This window comes from Clostridium thermobutyricum DSM 4928 (genome assembly GCF_002050515.1).
Lineage (GTDB): Bacteria > Bacillota > Clostridia > Clostridiales > Clostridiaceae > Clostridium > Clostridium thermobutyricum.
Genome location: NZ_LTAY01000031.1, coordinates 18,703 through 38,601 on the forward strand (window position 1 = coordinate 18,703; position 19,899 = coordinate 38,601).

General features: G+C 26.1%; 24 protein-coding genes. 17 read left to right on the forward strand and 7 right to left on the reverse strand.

Annotation, left to right across the window (positions count from 1 at the left end):
• The first annotated feature begins 239 nt into the window (after window positions 1–239).
• The 9 genes from CLTHE_RS05925 (at window position 240) to CLTHE_RS05965 (ending at window position 9,652) form a co-directional block, all read left to right on the forward strand.
• On the forward strand, window positions 240–2,600 hold the full coding sequence (locus tag CLTHE_RS05925; protein WP_080022434.1) for a phage tail tape measure protein: 2,361 nt from the start codon (window positions 240–242) through the stop codon (window positions 2,598–2,600).
• An 11-nt stretch (window positions 2,601–2,611) separates the two neighbouring features.
• Window positions 2,612–3,328 (forward strand): distal tail protein Dit, encoded by a 717-nt coding sequence (locus CLTHE_RS05930; protein ID WP_080022435.1) that lies wholly within the window; start codon window positions 2,612–2,614, stop codon window positions 3,326–3,328.
• 16 nt (window positions 3,329–3,344) lie between these two features.
• Window positions 3,345–5,300 (forward strand): phage tail spike protein, encoded by a 1,956-nt coding sequence (locus CLTHE_RS05935; protein ID WP_158082670.1) that lies wholly within the window; start codon window positions 3,345–3,347, stop codon window positions 5,298–5,300.
• 20 nt (window positions 5,301–5,320) lie between these two features.
• Window positions 5,321–7,123: a BppU family phage baseplate upper protein gene (locus CLTHE_RS05940; RefSeq protein WP_080022437.1), complete on the forward strand. Its 1,803-nt coding sequence runs from the start codon at window positions 5,321–5,323 to the stop codon at window positions 7,121–7,123.
• Between the two features lie 15 nt (window positions 7,124–7,138).
• The gene (locus CLTHE_RS05945; protein ID WP_080022438.1) at window positions 7,139–7,531 is read left to right on the forward strand and encodes a hypothetical protein; all 393 of its coding nucleotides are present in this window, start codon (window positions 7,139–7,141) and stop codon (window positions 7,529–7,531) included.
• 1 nt (window position 7,532) lies between these two features.
• Window positions 7,533–7,793: a hypothetical protein gene (locus tag CLTHE_RS17025; RefSeq protein WP_080022439.1), complete on the forward strand. Its 261-nt coding sequence runs from the start codon at window positions 7,533–7,535 to the stop codon at window positions 7,791–7,793.
• Window positions 7,794–7,869: 76 nt separating this feature from the next.
• A complete protein-coding gene (locus CLTHE_RS05955) occupies window positions 7,870–8,157 on the forward strand; it encodes a hypothetical protein (RefSeq protein ID WP_080022440.1) in 288 nt (95 codons plus the stop codon).
• 15 nt (window positions 8,158–8,172) lie between these two features.
• On the forward strand, window positions 8,173–8,670 hold the full coding sequence (locus tag CLTHE_RS05960; RefSeq protein ID WP_080022441.1) for a cobalt ABC transporter permease: 498 nt from the start codon (window positions 8,173–8,175) through the stop codon (window positions 8,668–8,670).
• 13 nt (window positions 8,671–8,683) lie between these two features.
• Complete coding sequence (locus CLTHE_RS05965) at window positions 8,684–9,652, forward strand: GH25 family lysozyme (RefSeq protein ID WP_080022442.1); 969 nt, start codon at window positions 8,684–8,686, stop codon at window positions 9,650–9,652.
• A gap of 114 nt (window positions 9,653–9,766) precedes the next feature.
• Here the strand turns inward: CLTHE_RS05965 and CLTHE_RS05970 are convergent, their stop codons facing one another.
• The 6 genes from CLTHE_RS05970 to CLTHE_RS05990 all read right to left on the reverse strand — a co-directional run bounded on the left by CLTHE_RS05970 (window position 9,767) and on the right by CLTHE_RS05990 (window position 12,548).
• Window positions 9,767–10,189 carry an AbrB/MazE/SpoVT family DNA-binding domain-containing protein gene (locus CLTHE_RS05970; RefSeq protein WP_080022443.1) on the reverse strand — a complete coding sequence of 141 codons (423 nt, stop codon included), beginning with the start codon at window positions 10,187–10,189 and terminating at the stop codon, window positions 9,767–9,769.
• Between the two features lie 13 nt (window positions 10,190–10,202).
• Window positions 10,203–10,709: a hypothetical protein gene (locus tag CLTHE_RS05975; protein ID WP_080022444.1), complete on the reverse strand. Its 507-nt coding sequence runs from the start codon at window positions 10,707–10,709 to the stop codon at window positions 10,203–10,205.
• A 93-nt stretch (window positions 10,710–10,802) separates the two neighbouring features.
• Complete coding sequence (locus tag CLTHE_RS05980) at window positions 10,803–11,102, reverse strand: helix-turn-helix domain-containing protein (protein WP_080022445.1); 300 nt, start codon at window positions 11,100–11,102, stop codon at window positions 10,803–10,805.
• 106 nt (window positions 11,103–11,208) lie between these two features.
• Entirely contained in the window at window positions 11,209–11,331 is a 123-nt protein-coding gene (locus CLTHE_RS17110) for a hypothetical protein (protein WP_278320287.1), read from the reverse strand.
• 94 nt (window positions 11,332–11,425) lie between these two features.
• Window positions 11,426–11,674 (reverse strand): hypothetical protein, encoded by a 249-nt coding sequence (locus tag CLTHE_RS05985; protein WP_080022446.1) that lies wholly within the window; start codon window positions 11,672–11,674, stop codon window positions 11,426–11,428.
• The gene (locus tag CLTHE_RS05990; protein ID WP_080022447.1) at window positions 11,664–12,548 is read right to left on the reverse strand and encodes a ParM/StbA family protein; all 885 of its coding nucleotides are present in this window, start codon (window positions 12,546–12,548) and stop codon (window positions 11,664–11,666) included. The genes CLTHE_RS05985 and CLTHE_RS05990 overlap by 11 nt, the downstream gene beginning before the upstream one ends.
• 495 nt (window positions 12,549–13,043) lie before the next feature.
• Between CLTHE_RS05990 and CLTHE_RS05995 the strand changes: the two genes are divergently transcribed.
• The 3 genes from CLTHE_RS05995 to CLTHE_RS17115 all read left to right on the forward strand — a co-directional run bounded on the left by CLTHE_RS05995 (window position 13,044) and on the right by CLTHE_RS17115 (window position 16,813).
• A complete protein-coding gene (locus tag CLTHE_RS05995; RefSeq protein ID WP_080022448.1) occupies window positions 13,044–14,039 on the forward strand; it encodes a helix-turn-helix domain-containing protein in 996 nt (331 codons plus the stop codon).
• Window positions 14,040–14,181: 142 nt separating this feature from the next.
• Entirely contained in the window at window positions 14,182–14,493 is a 312-nt protein-coding gene (locus tag CLTHE_RS17185; protein ID WP_080022449.1) for a hypothetical protein, read from the forward strand.
• A gap of 2,194 nt (window positions 14,494–16,687) precedes the next feature.
• Complete coding sequence (locus CLTHE_RS17115) at window positions 16,688–16,813, forward strand: hypothetical protein (protein ID WP_278320288.1); 126 nt, start codon at window positions 16,688–16,690, stop codon at window positions 16,811–16,813.
• Here the strand turns inward: CLTHE_RS17115 and CLTHE_RS06005 are convergent.
• Window positions 16,810–17,172 carry a helix-turn-helix domain-containing protein gene (locus tag CLTHE_RS06005; RefSeq protein ID WP_080022450.1) on the reverse strand — a complete coding sequence of 121 codons (363 nt, stop codon included), beginning with the start codon at window positions 17,170–17,172 and terminating at the stop codon, window positions 16,810–16,812. The two genes, CLTHE_RS17115 and CLTHE_RS06005, sit on opposite strands and share 4 nt — an antisense overlap.
• Window positions 17,173–17,263: 91 nt before the next feature.
• On the opposite strand from CLTHE_RS06005, the gene CLTHE_RS16510 reads away from it, so the two are divergent.
• The 5 genes from CLTHE_RS16510 to CLTHE_RS06025 form a co-directional block, all read left to right on the forward strand.
• Window positions 17,264–17,485, forward strand: a complete 222-nt coding sequence (locus CLTHE_RS16510; RefSeq protein WP_143324035.1) for a hypothetical protein — start codon at window positions 17,264–17,266, stop codon at window positions 17,483–17,485.
• Between the two features lie 111 nt (window positions 17,486–17,596).
• Window positions 17,597–18,355, forward strand: a complete 759-nt coding sequence (locus tag CLTHE_RS06010; RefSeq protein ID WP_080022451.1) for a hypothetical protein — start codon at window positions 17,597–17,599, stop codon at window positions 18,353–18,355.
• Window positions 18,356–18,590: 235 nt separating this feature from the next.
• Entirely contained in the window at window positions 18,591–18,797 is a 207-nt protein-coding gene (locus tag CLTHE_RS06015; protein WP_080022452.1) for a hypothetical protein, read from the forward strand.
• Between the two features lies 1 nt (window position 18,798).
• Complete coding sequence (locus CLTHE_RS06020; protein ID WP_080022453.1) at window positions 18,799–19,119, forward strand: hypothetical protein; 321 nt, start codon at window positions 18,799–18,801, stop codon at window positions 19,117–19,119.
• 9 nt (window positions 19,120–19,128) lie between these two features.
• On the forward strand, window positions 19,129–19,899 hold a 771-nt coding region (locus tag CLTHE_RS06025), incomplete at its 3' end, for a phage replisome organizer N-terminal domain-containing protein (protein WP_080022454.1).

Sequence of the window (19,899 nt, forward strand, 5' to 3'; positions counted from 1 at the left end):
CTTAATATAATATCTCAATTTTTAAATGATAGATATTTCATTCAACATACTTTTGAAAATTCAATTTATTCAGCTTTAGGAAATGATTATATAAGCTTTAAAGATTTTATTAATCATATTAAAAATAATAATCCTTTTGAAGCCGAAAAAAATAAAAAAGAAAAAGAATTAAAGCTTAAGAAAATAAAATCAGAACATAATAGGTTGTTAAAAAGCTTAATTTAGAAAGGAGTGTTTGAATGAGCGAAGTTTATAAGGCTAGTGGTTCTATCACGATAGATGTTAATCAAGCAGTAATTGCATTTAATACTATCGAGAAAAAATCTAAGCAATCAACTACTGAAATAGAAAAATCAACTACTAAAACTAAAAAATTTGGTGAAAAACTATCCGGTTTTGGGGACAAAATGACAAAAAGAGTTACACTACCTTTAGCTGGTGTTGCAGCTGCTTCATTTAAATTGGCATCAGATTTAAATGAAAATATAAATAAAGCTGATGTAGTTTTTAAAGGCAATGCAGCAACAGTAGAAAAATGGGCTGATACATCACTTCAAAAAATGGGTATGTGTAAAAGTTCAGCTTTAGAAATGGCAGCAAAATTCGGAGATATGGGTTCAGCTATGGGATTAAATTCTCAGCAAACTATGGATTATTCAATGAATTTAACTCAACTTGCAGCAGATTTAGCATCATTTAAAAACATAAGTATAGAACGTGCTAGTCAAGCATTAACAGGAGTTTATACTGGTGAAACTGAATCACTTAAAGGTTTAGGTTATGTTATGACACAAACAAACCTACAAGCCTTTGCATTAGCTACAGGATTTAAAAAAGCAAGTGGTAATAGTATTGAAGCACAAAAAGCAGCTATAGGAGTTGAAAAAGCTCAAAAGAAACTTAATGAAACCATGAAAAAGTATGGTAAAAATTCACTTGAAACTAAAGAAGCAAGTGTAAATTTAGCTTCAGCACAAGATAAATTAAAAAAAGCTATGAATGGTGGAACATTACAATTAACACAAGCAGAGCAAGTCCAACTAAGATATAAATACATCATGGCTCAAACTAAAGATGCTCAAGGGGATTTTGCAAGAACAAGCGACCAAGCTGCAAATGCTGGAAGAATATTTAAAGAATCTGTAAAAGCTTTAGGAGGTACAATAGGTACAAATTTATTGCCTATTTTCACACCATTTATTAATGATGCTAATAAATTAATTCAAAAATTTGCTGGTATGTCAGAAGGTCAACAACACTTAATATTAGGCCTAGGAGGATTTGCGGCTGCTATTGGTCCAGTTACTAAAGGAATTTCAAATTTTGGGAAGGGAGTAAAAAGAACAACTAAATTTATAAAAGACTTTCCAGGAAACATTAAAAAAGGTGTTGGAGCAATAAAAAACTTTGCAGTAGCTACTAAAAACGGAACTAATTTATTAGGTAAGTTTGGTAAAGGATTAATTAAAGCTACTAAAGCCGTAGGTAAATTCACATTAAAATTAATTAAAGCTGTTGGAAAAGGCTTATTAAAATTTGGTAAGGCTATTGTTTCATGTATTAAATCATTAGGTAAATTTACATTAAAACTAATCCAAGCTACAGGACGAGGACTTTTAAAGTTTGGAAAAGCTATTTTATCTTGCATTAAAAGTTTTGGTAAGTTTACACTTGCGATATTAAAAAACACAGGAGTAGCATTAAAAAATGCGGCTATTTGGGTAGCACAAAAAGCTAAATTACTAGCCTATAAAGCAGCACAATTAGCAGTTACAGGAGCAACTAAAGCAATGACATTAGCACAGAAAGCTTTAAATTTAGTTATGGAAACTAATCCAATAATATTAGTAATCACTTTATTACTCGGATTGGCAGCAGTTTTTGTAACATTATATAAAAAATGTGATTGGTTTAGAAACGGTGTAAATGCAGTATGGTCTAAAATAACTAATATATTTAATAATTTCTCTAATTTTTTAAGTGGAATTTTTGCTACTGATTGGACTAAAAGTTTTGGTATTTTCGGTAATATAATAAATGCTTTTATGCACAATTTATCAAATATATTTAGTTCTATAAAAAATATATTTGGTGGACTTATTGACTTTATAACTGGAGTATTTACTGGAAATTGGAGTAAAGCATGGCATGGAGTAGTTCGTTTATTTGGTGGAATAATGTCAGGATTAGGAGCTGTTATAAAAGCACCTTTAAACGCAGTTATAGGATTAATAAATATGGCTATAGACGGGCTTAATAGCATAAGTTTTACTGTCCCAAGCTTTATACCTGGAATTGGAGGAAAACACTTTGGTGTAAATATTCCTAAAATGAGTTATTTATATACTGGAGCTGTTTTTGATGAACCTACATTACTTGGTAATAATACAGTTGTAGGTGATAAATTTAAAGGACAAGGCAGTCAAAGAGAGTATGTTTTACCTGAACCTATGATTAGAAAAGTAGTTTCAGAAGAAGTAACAAAAGCTATAAATCAGTTAGGAATTTATTTAGATGGTAGACAAGTTGGAAGATGTTTAGCTAAATATAAAGATGAAATGGATAACGTGAATAAAAGTTTAAATCCATTTCTTATGTAGGAGGTAATAAAATGGATTTAGATTTAAATACACTTAGATTCAATGGATGTGATTCTTTAGAAGATTTTTTTGTAGGAGTTCAAAGTTATCCTGATATACCTACTACAAACGAGAACTATGAAACCTATAATGTCGAAGGTAAAAGCGGTTCTTTAATTGTAAATAAAGGAACTTATAACGATAAAACAATTCCTTTTGAATTAGTTCTTTTGAAAACAGATAATTTTCATCAGAGATTCGATTCAATAAATTCATGGTTAGATAATATCAATGATAATAGGCTTATTTATGATAGAGTAGATAAGTGTTACAGAGTAAAAAAAGTTATAAAAGATAATATTAAAAGACAGGCTTATTATGGAGAAGGTGAATTTAAAATATCTTTTCTATGTGAGCCTTTTTTAACTGATATAGAAAAGACAAAGTTTAATATAACTAATAATAACTTTGTTTTTTATTATTTGGGAACACAAGAAGCCCCATTGAATTTAAAAGTATTTGGGACTGGTGATGTTTCTATAACATTAAATAACAATACTATGAGAGTTTCTAATGTAAGTGATTATATAACTATTGATTCTGAATTAAAACAGATAAGGGATAATGAAAATGAATCAAAAGATTTAGAAACAATAGGTAATTATTTTTATGTAACTCCAGGTAAAAATATTTTAAGTTTTGAAAATGTTTCTAAAATAGAAGCAGAATATTTAGCACTTTATAAATAAAAAAGAGGTGAACAAATTGAATAATATTATAAGAATTGCTATATTTCCACCAGGAACACCAAGAGATATAGTCCTAACTACTAATGGGTTTGTTTTAGATAATTATTGTACAAAAGCAGAAGGATTTATAGACCTAGCTGGAAACTTTAGAATTGAAGCTAGTTTTATTAATCATAAAGAAATACCAACAATTGAAAAAGGACATATTTTAAAAGTAACTGATGAAAATGGCGAAGATGAAATATTTCAAATAACAACTTATAATCCAGGATTAATGATTACAGAAATTATAGGCTTTCAAATTACAATAACTGAAACTCAATCTTTATGGCTAGATGATGTAAGACCAACTCAAACGTCAGGGCTTGTGGCGTTACAGACTTTATTAGATTCATCTAATAGCTTTGGATTTAAAAAAGAAATATTCGTTAATTCTGATATTCAAACTATAAATACTGCATATTATCAAGATATGAATATGTTTAAAGCTATTCACGATTGCGACCAATCATTTTTAAGTAGATGGGGTGGGGAAGTATACAGACATCAATACAACTTATATATAAATCAAAGAGTAGGTAATGATAGAGGTATAGTAATAAGAGAAGGTAAAAACCTTACAGGCTTCACAGCTAATACAAACGAAGATAATTTAGTTACTATTGCAAAAGGAAAAGGATATAACGGTATTCATGGAGATTATATAGAAAGCCCATTGAAGAATAATTATTCTCGTGCATTTACTAAAGTAATTGAGTATAGCGACGTTAAGGTAAGAACTGAAAGTGATGCAGATGACGAAGGATTTGCGACTTTAGAGGAAGCTCAAATAGAACTTAATAGAAGAATAAAAGAAGAATTTTCTAAAAATCATATTGACGAAATAAAAGCAACTTATAATATAAATTTTGTTCAATTAGCTTTAACAGAAGAATATAAAAATTATGCTTACTTAGAAAAAGTAGATATAGGAGATACAGTATCAGTTATAATAGATAGCTTATCAATTACAATAAATACTAGAGTAACAGAGAAGAAAATTGATTATTTAACAGGGAAAATAATAGAATTAACTTTATCTAATAATCCAGTTGATAATATAAAATCTGATTCACAAGTAATATCAGATATTAAAAATATTTTATATAAAAATAATAATTCTAGTTTAAGTGAATATATAGATTCAATGATGAGAGCAAGTATAAAAAATAGTTATGCTGTATATAAAGAAAATGAAGCTTTATTCATGGATAATCAAGATATTAATTTAGCTAAAAATGTTGTAATAGCTAATAAAAATGGAATTGGATTCAGCCAAAACGGATATAAAGGCCCTTATACTTATGGATTTACTATTGATGGTAAACTAAATGCAAGTTTAATCCAAACTGGTATATTATCAACTGTTTTAATTCAAAATTCAGATGGGAGCTTTAAAATTGATTTAAGTCAAAGTGGGGGAGCAAAATTTTATAATAATGGGAAAAAAGCAATAAATATTTCAAATAACTCATTTGACTTATATGATTGGTATCATGATGGGAAATTTATAGGTAGCTTGGCATCTATGACAAGGATAGAAAATAAAGATATAGCCCTTATTCAGTTAGCAAATAGTAAAAATAGTATTGTTAGTATAGCCTATCCTAACAACAATGAATATACATCATATATTGAATTTGATAAATTTAATATAGCTGGTAATAGTTTTGATAAACCAATCCAAGTAAGAGAAGAAACAAATTTTGGTTGGAATTTATTGTACAGAGCTCAATTATCAAATGATGATAAATCAGGATGGGTATATGTTAATAGCGAAAGAGCTGAAATTTCAATAGGTGAATACTTTGTTCATTGTATGAAAGATAAAGTTACAATGGGTAAAAATAAGCAGAGTGCAATAACAATAAAAGATGATGGAATACATCTATACGGGAATGTTTATGTAGGAGATAGACTTGTAAATTTATAATTTGAAAGGAGAGTGATTAAATGAAATATATAGTAAATAAAACAATTAATATTGATAAGAATGAAATTACAAGTATAAAAGCTGTTGAAAATGATATGAAAACACGTTTTATTAATTTTCAATTACTTGCAAATAATCAACCTTTAGATTTAACTGGATTAACTGTAAGAGTATATGGGAAAACTTCAAAAGGAACAGAAGTATTTAACGATTTAAATATTATAGATAGCACAAAAGGTCTTGTAGAATTAGGATTAACAAGGCCTTTTTTAGTTGCTGGAATAACAGAATATCAATTAAAAATATATACATCTGATAACGGAGTATTAAGTTCTAATATTCTTCAAATTGATGTTACTAAAGACTTAATGAGTAATAATTCTATAGAAACAAGTAACGAATATACTTCAATAGAAAAAGCATTTCAACAAGTAGATGATTCAATTAATAAAATAAATTCAGCAATAGTTGATGTTAAAGCTAATCAAATTGGTGGAACTAACTTATTAGATAATACAGATTTAGCTAATCCGATTCAAATGTTTAATAATACCCCAAACATTCAACTTATCGTTGACAAAACATTTCAAAGACAAACGTCTATTTATAATGAAAAATTAATAGGGCTTCAAAGTGCAGGTGATAGTTTTGGTGATACCTACACATCACTTTTTAAAACAAATGATAAAATAATTCAACCTGATACAACCTATACAATATCATTTAACTATATGAGCTTACATGCTGCAGGAGATATAAGTTCAAGTTGTTTCTTGTATTTCAATAAAAATGATGGAACACAAGAAGTAGTATATATGGATGTTGATTTAGCAAGTCATGGAGAAAACTGGTTTAAGTATGTAAAAACATTCACCACACCAACAGATATAAAAAATATAGAAGTAAGATTTGGTTTTAGGTGTACAGCTTTTGCGTGGTTAGCTATAGATGGGGTTAAATTAGAGAAAGGAACTATGGCTACGGATTGGAGTCCAAACCCTTTAGATTGGCGAAATGAGGTTGGAAATGGCGTAAATTTAATAAGTTCAAGCAATTGTATTTTAACTGCTGATAGAATAGCTTTTCCAACTAGACTAAAGCCCAACACAATGTATACATTAAATATGGGGAATATTAAATATGATGGGGCTTGTTTGAATGTGTATAGAACATCAGATGATTATACTAAGAATGAAACAAAGCCATTACAGACTATATTAGATTGGGAAAATATAAGGGGGATATATACTTTTGAAACTAATTCTCTAATTCCAGATAATGAAGATTTATATTTTGTCTTTTGGGGTGGTGGAATTAATGACAAATACCCTAATTCTAATAAAAAAATAAAATTGGAAGAAGGGATAGTATCAACTCCATATTGTGAATCCGTAAATACTAATTCTAAGCAAATAGAATCTTGCAGAAATGATATAAACAACAATACTAAACAAATAGCAAGTAACAGTTCATCAATCAATGACCTATATAACTGGGTAAATAAGAATATACAAATGGAATACATTTCAGGAGCAACATCATTAACCCTACAGGCTAACAAAGCTTATTACCTTGATGGTCAACACGTTGCAGATATAACTAGCATAGACCATTCAGCATTAAAAGATGGAGAAAAGGTATATTTCTATGTAGCTTCAGGTGACCAACTCGCTCATATAGTTTTCAGAAGACAAGGACTATGTAATCAAAATGTTAGAGTTTGGCTACCACGAGGACAAGACTTTTGGATTACAGGGAATGACAATGGAGATACCATTTTTACTTTAATGAAAATTGGGGACGCTATGAGATTTTTAAGTTAAAAGGAGTGATTTAAATTGCACAGTAAAAATTTTTTATTTTGGAAAACAGCTTTTGAAAGAAAGCAAGTTGATATTTACACTTTAGCACAAATGACTGGGGTAAATGGGGAATTAACTTCAGATGAATTTCAAGAGATAACAGGAATGAATTATATTCCTGATACATCAACAAATAAAGTTAATTTTGTATCAACAAGTGATATAATGCAGCAATTAGCAATGAGCAAGATTAATAATATGCAAAAAGATAAAATGATTAGTGATTTAGCTAATCAAATAGCACTAAATAAAATAAATAGTATGCAAAAAGATATGATTATAAACAACTTATCTAAACAAATTGCAAATAATAAATTAGAATTAATGGAATTAAAAAACAAAGAAAATTTAGTAAAGGCAGGTAATTAATATGAACAATGACAATTTTAATTTTTGGAAAATGGTATATGATATGAAGGCTATCGACATTAACACTTTAAGACAAGCTGTTAAAACAACTTCTAATCCATATGGAGAAATAACAGAAGAACAGTTTAAAGAAATTAGTGGAGTAGATTTTGAAGTAAAAGAAACTACACCAGCACCAGCAACACCACAAATTCAACCACAACAAACTACACCAGTAACTCAACCAGTTACACCAGTACAACCACAACAAGTTACACAATAATAAAAATAGGCAATAATTTGAGAATCTAAAAAGATTCTTTTTTTATTGCCTTAATTTATAGAAAGAGAGAAATTTTATGAAGATAGATATAACAGTTTTAGTTGGTTTTGTTGCTACAGTCTTATCAATATGGGGAATTTTATCAAAATGGAAAAAAGATAGTGTTAACCAAGAATCACAGGAAACTAAAGAACAAACTATACTATCAACTAAATTGGATTATATAAGTAGAAATTTAGATGATATAAAAGTAGATTTGAGAACTAGAGCAAAAGAAAATGCAGAACTAAAAGAACGTTTAATAAAAGTTGAGGAAAGCACAAAGTCAGCACATAAAAGAATTGATGAAATAGAGAATAAATAGAAAGAAGGTAATTAAATGAATATAGGAGATATATTAGTTAATCAAATCGGAACAATTGCAATTGCAGCAGTAGTTGCAATTTTAAGCGTAACAATAAAAGCAATAGGAAATGTAATAATACAGCTTATAGAAAAGAAAAAACAAGAAGTTGAACAAACTTTAAAATTAAATGAACATCAACAAGAGTTGCAAACAGCTAAAGAAGTATGGAATATGGTTGATGAAAAATATAGAATTACAGATAAAGTTGAGAATCTAATTAAATCAAAAGCAGATGATTTTGATAAATTACTTTTAGAAAAAATACCATATCTTACTAAAGAGCAAGTTCAAGATTTAAGACAAACAATTGCAGGAGAAATAAATCAAGGTAAAAAACTTCTTAATGAGGATAGCTTTAAAACTCAATTAGTAGATATTCAAAATAAAAATAATCAGTTAGTTCAAGAAAATTCAGAATTAAAAGCTAAATTAAATCAAGTTAAATCAGTTTTACCAACAGAACAACAATAAGGGAGGAATATAAATGTTAAAAGGAATAGATGTATCAGAACATCAAGGAGTTATTAACTGGGAACAAGTTAAAGGGAATATAGATTTTGCTATTTTAAGGGCAGGTTATGGCAATAATAATATAGATAAACAATTCATAAGAAATATTACTGAATGTAATAGATTAGGTATAGCAGTAGGGATTTATTGGTTTAGCTATGCTTATAATTGTGATATGGCAAGAAATGAAGCTAATTTTGCAGTACAAGCTATTAAAAATTATAAAATAGATTTACCTATATTCTTTGATTTTGAATATGATAGTGTTAATTACGCTAATAAATGTGGAGTTACTGTAAATCAAAGATTAGCTACTGATATGGTTAAAACATTTTGTGAAAGAATAAAAGAACTAGGATATAAACCAGGTAATTATTCTAATCAAGATTTTATATTAAATAAATTTTATAATAATGAATTAACTCAATACCCATTATGGTACGCTTATTATAATCAAAATAAAAATCGTGATTGTATGATTTGGCAGTATTCTGAAAGTGGAAGAGTTCCAGGAATAAACACAGATTCAGTAGATATGAATTATTGTTATACAGATTTAGGAGAAATAAAGCCTGTAGTTAATCTTCATGTTAAAGCATTATGGGAAATTTCTATTCAAGGTGATGAAGTTAAAGCTCTACAAGAAGAATTAAATAGACAATGTAAGGCTGGGTTAAAAGTTGATGGATATTTCGGTGAATCAACTTTAAATGCTTGTATAACTATTTATCCAGGAGCAAGTGGAAATTTAACTAGGCTAATTCAAAGAAGATTAATTAATAGGGGATATAATTTAAATCCATATGGTGCTGATGGTGATTTTGGGGACACTACTGTAAAAGCCATTAAAACGCTTCAGAATTGCTTTAACCTTGTACAAGATGGAATTGTAGGTAAAAATACTTGGAAGGCATTATATGGGCTAGATAAAGGCAAATTTTAATGATATAATCGAATAGTAATCTATTTAATCAATCGATATTTTAAATTCAATCTATACCAGCTTTAATTAGCTGGTATTTTTTTTATGCAATAAAAAAAGAGCTATTAAGCCCTTTTATTTTTTATTATTCAAACAACCATTCAATAGACCCATTTCCCATTTAATAAACAATAAATAATCTTCTATCTTATCAGGAATAGGCTCTTGAACTGATACACATAATTCAACTAATTTCATTAATATATCTTTTTTTAATTTTCCAGCAACTGAAGAATTTTTCGCTAATGCTATAAACTTATTAACTTGATTAAATTCAAGTTTTGAACCAACTTTAAAGCCCATATCATAATATATATCTTGAATTTCTTCATCTACTTTCTTTTTAATAATAATAGAATCTTCTATTAATTCAATTTCAACTTCTGTATTTTCTTCATCTAAGTTAAAATTCTTTACAATAGCGTTAGGCAAGTTGATTGAATATGACTTGTAACCTTTACTATTTGTTTTAACACTTATTTTTCCTTCTAATTTCATTGTAATTCTCCTTTTAAATTCTATTATAAACCATTTCCATAACTTCTTTATATTCTTCAAATGTATAATTAACATTTATATCAAATACAAAAAAGGCTTCTTTCTTAACTGGGAATAGTTCATTTACATTATTTCTTTTCACTTTTTTATTTATAAAACTTTTAATAGCTTCTTTAATTAAAGTTATTATATATTTTTTTAATTCTTCATTTTTTCTTTCATTATCTGATTTATTGACTATTGGTCTTAAGTCCCTTAAATCGATAAAAATTTCAGCGAACATAATTGAATTTAACCAGCTTTTAATTTCTTCATTATCACACTTATTTAATAACTTTTCTCTAATGCTATTTCCCCATTTAACTTGCTTTTCAGTTCCTTTTAATTCTACCATTTTTATAGCCTCCTTATTTCTATGAAGGTAACTAATACATAAACCTAGTTGAAACCTATAGTCTACATTTGGAAATTCTTTTTTAATCTCCCTTGTTAATTTATGAGCTTCTTTCATTATATCCATGATTTAATTACCTCCTTGCTTATCTTGGTTTTATTATATCATACGTAATTACGTAAGTAAATACTTTCGTAAAAATAAATAAAAAAGCTAGAATTATTTTTCTAGCTTCTCATTTTCTTTCACTATATGGCAAATTGTAGCTGGTGAACAGTTAAACATTTTAGCTAATTCCCGCATACTAATGCCCTGTATTCTATACATTCTTATACTTTCTATTTCCATATCAGATAATTTCTTTTTTCGTCCAGCATTATATTTTTTATTTAACTTTTCTTTAAGTTCTTTATTTTCTTTAATAATTTTATCATTCTCAAATTGCAGAGCTTGTACAACGCATTTATAAGTTTCAAGCTCTTTTAATAAATTCTCATATTCTTCTTTATCAATAATCATATAGCCCCCTAATGTTTATTTATCATTTTTGAACAACTTTAGTGTTTAAGTTTTAATTTTTAAACCTGTTTAATAATATATTTATAAACATTTATAGTGTTCAAGTTTAATTTTTAAACATTTTATATAATTCAATAGAATGTTTTATATCTAAAATTCTTAATTTTTCTATCTTTATTCCATCATCTTTTAGTTGTTCTAAAAGTTCTTTATACATTTCAATATTCATTTTTCATTTGCTCCTTTACAGAGCAACCCTAAAAGAGTTATACTAATATTGCGAGTATAAGTGGTAACTCTTAGAGTTGCTGCTTTTTTTATTTTTACATATTTAATATATTGTCTATAGAATTTCTTTCTTCTTCACCTAATTTACTTTCAGTATTTTTTTCTTTAGATTCTACAGATTCTACCGTTACTGCTAGTTCATTCTTAACTTCAATATCCGAACAATCTCTAGCAATAAGATTTGTTAAGTAAACTGAAAAGTTTCCTCCAAACATCTTATCAGCTTTTTCTTTTCCTTTTAAATAAATAGATTCTTCTAAACTAATATTTTTTCTAACCTTCAAATTTTTCACATCCTATTTTGTAATAAGCTTTTGCATTTGTAAAAATTGTATCTTCATCAATTTCGCTATTAATAAATTTAGCTAATCTTAGTGAGCCGCCACCAACATATATTCTTTTACTCATATTAAATTCTGGAATACCCTTTAATCTATTATCAATTAAATTTGCATGAGCTTGTAATACTTCATCTATTAATTCTTCTATATTAATAATATTCCCATCTTTTATAATTTCTTTAGTATCTAAAATATCATCAACTTTTAGGACATCATAACTAACTTCATATTTTGCTTTTATTTTTTGTACTAGTGTATTTGCTAATATATTCATTCCTAATTCTAGTGTGTGTAATTTTCTTAATTTCTTTCCATTAAAATAACTTAAATCTACTGTAAAACCTCCAATATCAACAATACATACATCACCTACAAGTTTTTCAGGATTTAATAATAATACTCCTGCTGATTGAGGGAATATAATAACATCTGTGATATTGAATCTTTTAGGGCTATCATTTAGTGTTATTGTTATCTTTTTTCCCTGTAATTCTTTTATTAATTCTTCTTTTTGAGCCTGATAATATTGAGCTGGTAAGCCAGTAACTAATTGTATATCTTCTGTAGTTTTATTTTTCATAGCTTTAGCAATAGCAGTATATAAACAGACTTTGAAATTTATTGAGTGCATTTTATTAATTTCATTTGCATAAAGTCCATTTTCTTCTCCGATTGTGTATGTTTTCCCTTCAAATTCTACTACTAATGAATTCCCTATATCTAAAGAACCTTCTTCAATAGTTGATTTAAATGAAAATTCAATTCCTTCTCCAAATACTTTAGTGTGGCTATAACCTACATCTATTCCTAATTTCATTTTCTTGCCTCCAAATTGATTTATTTTTATCACAAACTTAGTTTACTGCATTTTGTGTATTCTGTCAATATATTATGTGTATAAAATACACACCAAAATAAAATGTAATTCGACAAAAGTTTGACTTATGAGTATATTATGTGTATAATATGTTTATTAATACACACATTTTAAAACTAATATAAAAAAGCTCTTAGATGAAATCTAAGAGCTATAACATATTTACCAATTAATAGACAAATTAATAAAAATTATGTTATGATAAAAGAAATAATTTTAAATTAAAAAAATATATAAGAACACGAAAAAACCTGCCATACTCAAAGTTTGCCGACGTCGAGTAATAACAGGTTGCATCTAATAAAGAGTTTTATATTGTTCCACTTTCAACAAGTGGGATTATTAACTATATAGTAAATTAAATTATAGTTAATGTCAATAGGAATCCTCCTTGTTAGAACTGATTAATGTTCTTATATCAAGGGGGATATTATTATGGAAAGAGAAAGAATAAGAACAGAAGTTAAAATAGAAGGGATAGCAGACCAAGGATATGGATTAACATATCAATATATAAATAGAATGGTTGGCTTAAGTCCTGAAGCCAAAACAATTTATAACTATTTAAGTTGTTTAGCTGGTAAAACTAACGAAGCATTTCCAAGTGTAAAATTAATGCTACATGAACTTGGAATGAGTAAGACAAGATTTTATAAACATAGAGAATCTTTACTTGAACTTGGACTAATTAGAGTAGAGCAAGGAAGATTTAAATATAAAAATTCAAATAGAGAATATTTAGATACATGTCTTTATGTTCTACTAACCGATTATGATAAAATTGCAGAACAAAAAGATAAATATAGATTAGAAAAAATAAAAAAAGAAACATCTAAAACTAAAATTGATAAAATCAACGATGTTGATAAAAACGTTAAACAACGTCATTTGAAAAAATCAAATAACGTTGAAACCCTTGAAAATACTAACGTTGACGTGTGTCCTCAAAACGAGGATACTCAAAACGAGGATACTCAAAACGAGGACACAAATAATAACAACTCTAAAAATAACAACTCTAAAAATAACAATAATAATACTACTACTATAGAAAAATCTGAAAATAACGATATTAAAAAAATTGAATCTAAAAATAGTAGTAGCAATAAAATAAAAATAAATTTAGATTTAAAAAATATAACTAAGACTAATATTAAAAAATTAAAATTAAATCAAGAACAGATTGATCTGTTAGAAGAATATGTATTAAATAGTGATTGTGATGATATAGACGGATTTAGTTACTTTATAGCTAAGTCTATTAAGAATGGGGAAATTACTAGAGATTCTTTAAAAATTTCTAAATCACATAAAATTAATAAACAAGTAAGTTCAAATAATGATGTTACTTTATTTAGAAAAACTAGAGAAAAACAATTAGAGGATTATAATGATGCAATAGAAGATGATTTTAATAATTTAATTCTTTAGATACTATGTTAATAATAAATAATGCTATATGAGCCCAAATAGGGCTTGTATAGAAAGATTTTCTATATAGACACATAATTGCATTATTTAATAATAAAATTGCTTAGAATTAATTTTAAATAAATTTAAGGGGGATAAACAAATGAAAATGGGTGTAAGAAAACCAAGTATAAAAAAATCTATTAGTGCTAGAACTACAGGAAGAGCAACTAGAAGTGTAAAAAGAGCAGTTAATCCTATGTACGGTAAGAAAGGAATGGGGTGGGTGAATGACCCTAAAAAAGCTGCCTACAATAAAGTTTATAATAAAACTACAGTTTCAGCTAAAGATTTAGTTGAAGGTAAATCTAATAAAAAAAATTTTGGTGAGGATATAATATGCGGGATTATTGGATTAATTTTCATATTAGGTATAGTATTTATTATTGTGTTTTTACTATGCTTATTCTTATAAACCTAGTAATACTCTCATTTATTAGAAGTTAGAGCGTAACAGGAATGTACTTTAAGCGTAACAGGAATGTACTTTGAAAAATTTTTAAATATAGTAGTTTAAACAATAAAGTGCTATTAAAATATTAGCTATAATTTTTAAAAGAATTACATTTAATAATAGAAATTAGGTTACTATTATGAAAACTTTAAACATGACTATTTTTAAAATAAGGTGTTTAATATTATAATATATTTTGATGTAGATATTTTTTTTAAAGTGTTTTTTTGATTTTGTTGTTAACAAAAAGGAGTTGCTTTTATATAAGGTAGCTCCTTTTTACATTACACTAAAATCGATAATAAAAATATGAGAAAAACAGTTTAGATTATAAATATTTATTTAAATTATGAAATGTATTTATATATATTTTTAAATAAATAATAAAAGATATTTTACTTTTGTGAAAATATTAAACAAAAGTGTTTTTAAAATGAGTTAGTGTATATTATAATTTAAACATGTTAAGGAACAAGCAAAGTAATTTTTAAATGTTTTGTAATTTTTTACTATCGAAAGGAGTTACCTATTTGTAAGGTGACTCCTTTTATATTTTATTATGATTAAAAACATATTAGAAAAACAGTTTAAGGTATGAATATTTGCTAAAAATGTAAAAATGTTTTCAGCTAAATTTATATAAAATAATTAAAATTTGTTAATTTTTGTTATAATGTTAAACAAATATAGTTGAAAAATTATTTAATTAATACTATAATAAATTTGAATTTAATATAAATTTTTGCATGAATAATTCTTTGCAAATCGTTATGATTTTAATAAAAAAGGAGCTATACCATATATAATAGCTCCTTTTTTATTATATTAAAACTTATAAAATACTTTAATTTTATAGCTTAATAAACACTAAATTTTAAACATTTGTTTAAATTAAACACAAATGTGTTTGAAAGCGTTTTGATTTATTATATAATATAAGTGGATTAAGATAAACAATCCCGACTCAAACTAATTTTTAATGTTTTCCATATTTTTAAAATTTTAAAAGGAGTTGCTATGCCGATATGTAACTCCTAAAAATTTTATATATGGCAAAAACTAAAAATTTAATCTCATCTGACGCATTTTTTTAATTTGTTAACTCAAAAAAGAGCTATTTTCCATAAGGTAGCTCTTTTTGTGTTTAAATTAGTGCTAAAATAAAATTATTAATATTATAATTTAGGTTATAACAAATATGTTAAACAATAGTTTAATTATGGTTTTTTACTAAAGATTGCGAAAATGTTTTCAATTAACTTCACAGACAAATAAACAAAACCGGTTAACTTTTGTGAAAATAATAAACAAATGTGTTTGAACAAATATTTGAGCAATATTATAATAATTATTGTTTAGATATAAATCTTATATAAACATTTCTTTGCAGATCATTATTATCACAGTAAAAAAAAGAGTTATTAAATATAAAATAACTCTTTTTTTTACTATATTAAAACTTATAAAATACTTTAATTTTGTTTTGTAATAAGTGCTAATTTTTTAAACATTTATTTAAATTAAACACAAATGTGTTTGAAAACATTTTTATTTATTATATAATATAGGTGAATTAAACAATAATACCTTATCAAAATAGTTTTTTAACGTTTTCCATATTTTATTTTTAAAGGAGTTACTATGCCAATATGTAACTCCTGAAAATTTTATATATGGCTTAAACTAAAATTATAATCTCATCTATATACTTTTTATGAATTCATTATTAATAAAAAAGAGCTACTTTCAATACGATAGCTCTTTTTGTTTTGAAATAAAATTAAATTATTAAATAGAAAATATTCAATGATAGTATTTTGAAAATAATGTAATTAGTGATAAAATATAAGTATCCCTATATAAATACATTTATTTATATAATTAATAAATGTAACACTATTCTCAAAAAGAAGCTACTTTATAACCAAGTAGCTTTTTTTGTTTTTATAGTAATATTAGTAATAAAAATATGAAAATTTTAGTAAAAAGTATTTTTGTATACTAAAATAAAAAAATACAGTATATTAAATTATTAAAAATGAGATTTTCTTAATAAAGGGTTGTCTAGTTTTTTATAATTCCTTCGACTTGAAAGATAGAACAATAGTTCTTACAATCTAATTAACAAATACCTATTAGTTAGGGGGAATTAAAAATGTCAGATACAAAAGAAGAAATGAAAAAAGAAATAATAGGAATGATTAATAGTATAGAAAATCCATATTGGATAAGTATGATCTATAATTATTTATTAGTTATAAAAGAAAAAGAGAGCATTTAGCTCTCTTTTTTTGGTAATCCTTCTATTAAAGTTTTTATACACTCAAAGTATTCAGGTTCTAATTGAGTAAGCCCTTTAACTATTTCATATAGCTTAGAATTTTCTTTACTTAGCTCATACATCAGTTCAGCAACTTCTCTCTCGCTTTTAGTAGCTTCATACATATTACCAGTTCCATTTAATAACCAATCTTTACTCACATTAAAAGTTGATTCAATTAAGTTTATTAAGTATTCTTTGGCTTCAACTTTGTTATATTCTATATTAGCTATTACTGACCTAGATACTCCTAACTTTATAGCAAATTTTTCTTGAGATAATCCTTCCTTCAATCTTACTTCTTTAATTCTTTCATTCATAAGTAAATCCCCTTTCTTTAAATATTATATAATTTTAATGTTGTCTTATCAAGACAATTTTAAATGTTAAAAAAGTGTAAAAATAACTAAAATGTATTTTAAAAACAAAAAATATTGTTATAATTGTCTTGCAAGAACAAAAGAAAAGGAGATGGATAAAATGGAAATTCAAAATGCGCAAGAAATTTTAGAACTTATTCCCGATTTACAAAGACTTGAAAATCCACAAGACTTTAATTTGATTAAAGGTGCTATTAGCTCATGTTTAACAGTTCAAGAGTTGAAAAAGAGCACAGCTCAAAAAACAAATTAAGGAGGACTAATAGAATGACAAAACTAGTCAACATTAACACTCATAAAGTTTTTAGCGATAAAGACTTTAAAGAGTACGTTAAAGAGTTAAAGAAAAACGGAGGTAATAAAAATGAATGAAATTAAATTATTCGAAGGGAACGAAGTAAAGGTAAAAACTGATGCAGGAAAAACACTTATTAATTTAGTACATGTTGCTAAGTGTTGCGGTTTAGTAATAAAAGATAATAGTAGAGGAACAATTAGAGTGAATTGGAATGCTAGAAATGGTGTAAGAGATAAATTAAAAAAATTATGCGAGGCAAATGCCTCACAAGAAATCCAAGAAGAAATAAATTACATCTTAGAAGAAATAGAAAATACAGATGATAGAAATACAATTTACATTTCAAGTTGGTTAGCTAAGAGATTAGCAGTTGAGTGTCATAGTGAAAGAGCAATGAAGTTTAAAAACTTTTTAGTAAGTTTAGATGAAGCAAGAGAGAATAATCAATTAAATAATCAAACATTTGCATTAGAACAATTTGCAGTAGCAACAGAACAAATGGCGATAATAGGACAAGCGGTACAAGGACTTCAAAAAATGACAATAGGTATTCAAGAGTATGTAAAGGATAGTATTCAAGCTAAAGATAGGCAGATTGATGAAATAAAAGAACTAGTAGGATTAAGAACTAAAAATACAGTTACTTTAGTTAATCGTTTAAAAGAAGTTCTATCAAGAAAATATAACAAAAATATATCAGGAAAATCTACTGAATATAGTATTGCAAAGAATAAAATATTTTCAGAATTTAAAGTAACAAAATGGGAAGAAATTCCTGTTTGTAAATATAATAGTGTTTTTGCTTTTATTGAGGAAGTTATTTAAAAATATTATTTATTTTATAATCTTTAAATTTTAATTTTAGTTATCTTCGAAATTTAAGGTATTTCAAAAACATAAATATTATAAAACAAATAAATTTTTAAAATAATTAAGAAAGAAGTAAAGCAAATGAACATGAATTATTACTTAGAAAAAGCAACAATGCTTGTTGAAAGTGGTTTAACGATAAGACAAGCAGTAGAGAAAGTTAAAGAAGAATATAGGAGGAAAGAACAAGATGATTAAAGTAGAAAGTAAAATAGTTGATGATGAAAATTGTGGGGTAAATGTTGAAGTTAATGGAACAATAAAAGATTTATATATAGAAAGTGCAATGATTATTAAAAGTTTAGTTGATAAGGTTTCTAAAGCTGTAGATAAAGATAAAGAGGTAATATTAGGTGATATTTTAAAAGAAATATTATTACAAATGGGAGATAAGTAATATGAAATTAATTGATATAGAAGAAGATAAAATCTATAAGAGCGAATATGAATGTGTATTTTATAAATACAACTCAAGAGGAGAAATAGAGAGAAGTTTATATATTGATGATTGGGAATGTTCTTCAGTATTAGTAACTAATATACCTGAATTACTCAACACAAATGTTAGTGAATATACACCTACAAAATGGATAATTGTAAATGATGTAGAAGGATTAAGAATAAGGTTAAGGCAAACAGATAGTATTGTATGGTTAAGTTTAAAAGAATTAGAGAAATTATGTGAAGATGTTGCAAATGAAAAAAATGCACCTTTTTAGGAGTGAATTATGGCAGGAGTTAAATGGATTAGATTAAATACAGATATGTTCGATAATGCCAAAATAAAGTATCTTAGAACACTTCCAGAAGGAAATAATATTGTGTTATTTTGGGTAATGCTTTTAGCAAAGGCTGGTAAATGCAATTCTAATGGATATATTTTTTTAACAGAAAATATTCCTTATTCTCCTGAAATGTTAGCAGCAGAGTTTGATTTTGAAGTTAATACTGTAAATTTAGCATTAATGAGTTTAAGTAACCTAAATATGATCCAATTAGAAGAGCATATATTATTAATACCAAGTTTTGACGAACATCAGAATGCAGAAGGTTTAGATAAAATAAGAGAACAGACTAAAAAGAGAGTTGCTAAATATAGAGAGAAACAGAAGCGATTAGAAAGTAACGTTACAAGTAACGTTACAGTAACGCAAAGTAACGCTCTAGATATAGAAAGAGATAAAGAAGAAGATAAAGAAAAAGAAATAGATATTAATAATATATCTAAAGATATATTATGTTCTACATTTGTAGAACGAGTAATAGAAAGTTGGAACTCATTAGGATTAACATCTAAATTAAAAACTATTAAAGCAGGAACTAAAAGATACAGTATGTTAAAAGCAAGAGTTAAGCAATATTCAGAAGATGAAATAGTACAAGCCATAAATAATATTAAAGAAAGTAGTTTTTTAATGGGAAGAGTTAAAGACTTTGAGATTACATTTGATTGGTTCATAAGACCTAACAATTTTATAAAAGTTTTAGAAAATAACTAT